Source organism: Sphingopyxis sp., assembly GCF_035565275.1.
GTDB lineage: Bacteria > Pseudomonadota > Alphaproteobacteria > Sphingomonadales > Sphingomonadaceae > Sphingopyxis.
In genome coordinates this window covers 1-2,911 of record NZ_DATMST010000213.1, presented here as the reverse complement: position 1 = coordinate 2,911, position 2,911 = coordinate 1, and the positions used below count along the sequence as shown (strand labels likewise).

2 protein-coding genes are annotated in these 2,911 nt (G+C 64.2%); one reads left to right on the top strand and one right to left on the bottom strand.

Going from position 1 to position 2,911, the window contains the following annotated elements:
• Window positions 1-25 precede the first annotated feature (25 nt).
• On the bottom strand, window positions 26-1,618 hold the full coding sequence (locus VN047_RS14805; protein WP_325543949.1) for an isocitrate lyase: 1,593 nt from the start codon (window positions 1,616-1,618) through the stop codon (window positions 26-28).
• 139 nt (window positions 1,619-1,757) lie between these two features.
• Between VN047_RS14805 and VN047_RS14800 the strand changes: the two genes are divergently transcribed.
• A partial coding sequence (locus VN047_RS14800; protein WP_325543947.1) for a helix-turn-helix domain-containing protein occupies window positions 1,758-2,911 on the top strand: 1,154 nt, incomplete at its 3' end.

The window sequence follows — 2,911 nt, the reverse complement described above, 5'->3', positions numbered from 1 at the left end:
AACGGGCCCCCGCGCCTAACTCGTGTCAGGCGGCGAACTGGTTCATCGTGTTGTCCTTGCCCGCGGCCTTGAGGGCCGCTTCGCCGGCGAAATATTCCTTATGATCGTCGCCGATGTCGCTGCCGCTCATATTCTGGTGCTTCACGCAGGCGATGCCTTGGCGGATCTCGGCGCGCTGGACGCCCTTGACGTAGCCGAGCATCGCTTCGTCGCCGAAATATTCCTTGGCGAGATTGTCGGTGGACAAGGCGGCCGTGTGATAGGTCGGCAGTGTGATGAGATGGTGGAAGATGCCCGCCCGCTTCGCCGCGTCGCGCTGGAAGGTGCGAATGCGGTTGTCGGCCTCTTCGCCCAGCTCGGTCGCGTCGTAATCGGCGCTCATCAGCTTGGCGCGGTCATAGGCGCTGACGTCCTTGCCGTCCTTTTCCCACGCGTCGAACACCTGCTGGCGGAAGTTCAGCGTCCAGTTGAAGCTCGGCGAATTGTTGTACGCGAGCTTCGCGTTGGGGACGACTTCGCGGATGCGGTCGACCATAGCGGCGATCTGTTCGATGTGCGGCTTTTCGGTCTCGATCCACAAGAGGTCGGCACCGTTCTGCAGGCTCGCGATACAGTCCATTACGCAGCGATCCTCGCCGGTTCCGGGGCGGAACTGATAGAGGTTCGATGCCAGCCGCTTCGGGCGCATCAGCTTGCCGTCGCGGTTGATCAGGACGTCGCCGGGGTTGCCCGCGCCGTCGACCTCTTCGCAGTCGAGATAGCTGTTATACTGATCGCCCAAGTCGCCGGGTTCCTTCGAGAAGGCGATCTGCTTGGTGAGGCCCGCGCCGAGGCTGTCGGTGCGCGTCACGATGATGCCGTCCTCGACGCCGAGCTCCATGAAGGCGTAGCGGCAGGCGCGGATCTTCGCGATGAAATCTTCGTGCGGCACGGTGACCTTGCCGTCCTGATGCCCGCACTGCTTTTCGTCCGAGACCTGATTTTCGATTTGCAGCGCGCAAGCGCCGGCCTCGATCATCTTCTTGGCGAGCAGATAGGTCGCCTCGGCGTTGCCGAAGCCCGCATCGATGTCGGCGATGATCGGCACGACATGCGTTTCGTGATTGTCGATCGCGGCCTGAACCTGCTTGGCCTTGAGTTCGTCACCCTCGGCGCGCGCGGCATCGAGGTCGCGGAACAGCATGCCGAGTTCGCGGGCGTCGGCCTGGCGGAGGAAGGTGTAGATTTCCTCGATCAGCGCCGGAACGCTGGTCTTTTCGTGCATCGACTGGTCGGGCAGCGGACCGAATTCGCTGCGCAGCGCCGCGATCATCCAGCCCGAGAGATAGATGTAGCGGCCCTTGACGGTGCCGAAATGCTTCTTGATCGAGATCATCTTCTGCTGCGCGATGAAGCCGTGCCAGCAGCCCAGCGACTGGGTGTAGTTCGCGGGGTCGGCATCATAGGCGGCCATGTCGGCGCGCATGATGCGTGCGGTGTAGCGGGCGACGTCGAGGCCGGTCTTGAACTTGTTCTGGGCGCGCATGCGGGCGATGCTTTCGCCGCTGATGCCATCCCACGTGCCGTCGTAATCGCGGATAAGGCGGCCTGCCTGCGCCATGTCTTCCTGATAGCCCATCGTCGTGTCCTTGTTCGAAGCTGATGGGCGGAAGTTGGCGAAAGTGCCGCGCAAAGTGAAAAGCTTTGTCAATATTATTTGTGAAATATGGCCTAACGGTGTAAATCAGCGTGTAAATAGGTAAAGAAAGTTACAAACGATGGCGGAGCGGCGGATATTTGCGGGGCCGGCGGTGCGCAAGGTGCGGCGCGAGGCGGGAATGACCCAAGCCGCCATGGCCGAGGCGCTCGATATTTCGCCAAGCTATCTCAATCTGATCGAGCATGGACAGCGACCGCTGAGTGCCACAGTCATCGTCAGGCTGGCCGAACGCTTTGGTTTCGACGCCGCGAAGCTCGGCGCCGAAGAGTTGCCGGGGGGCCTTGCAGGGCTGCGGCGGCGGCTGGCCGATCCGCGTTTTGCCGATCTGGGAATCGGGTCGCAGGAGGTCGAGGAGTGGTTGCAAACGGCGCCCGCGACCGCGGCGGCGTTCGCCCGGTTGTTCGATGCGGCGCCCGAGGGGCGAGCCGAAGCGGAAGCCGATGCGCCCGAAGTTGCCGCCGTCCGCCGCGCGATCGAGAAATGGCGCAATCACTTTCCCGATCTCGACGCGCGCGCCGAGGAACTGGCCGATGAACTGCGGCTCGCGGGCGGCGATCTTTATGGCACGATTTCGGAGCGTTTGCGCACGCGGCATCAGCTTGGCATCCGGATATTGCCGTCGGACGTGATGCCCGACCGGCTGCGCTGGCTCGACTGGCACGCGCGGCAACTTATGCTGAACGAACTGCTGCGCCCCGCGTCGCGCACCTTTCAGGCGGCCGCGACGCTGGCGCAGATCGAGGCGAAGGCCGAAATCGACGCGCTCGTCGCGGGCGCCGAATTTGCCGAAGCTGCGGCAGCCAGGCTGTTCGAACGGCATTTGATCCAGTATTTCGCCGCGGCGCTGATGATGCCGTACAGCCGTTTCCTGCGCGCCTGCGATGCGACCGGATATGACCTGCTGCTACTCCAGCGGCGCTTTGGCGCGGGTTACGAGCAGGTCGCGCACCGGCTGACGACGTTGCAGCGTGTCGGCGCGCGCGGGATGCCCTTCTTCATGCTGCGCATCGACCGCGCGGGGCAGGGGAGCAAGCGCTACGCCGGCGCGAGCCAGTCGCCGCTGGTCGACGGCGACGCGCGCTGCCCGCTGTGGGGCGTTCACGAAGCCTTCGCGCGCCCGGGCGAGGTGGTCGCCGATCTGGTCGAACTGGAGGACGGATCGCGCTGGTTCACGCAAAGCCGCTCGGTCGCCGCGCCCGGCGCGACAGATCG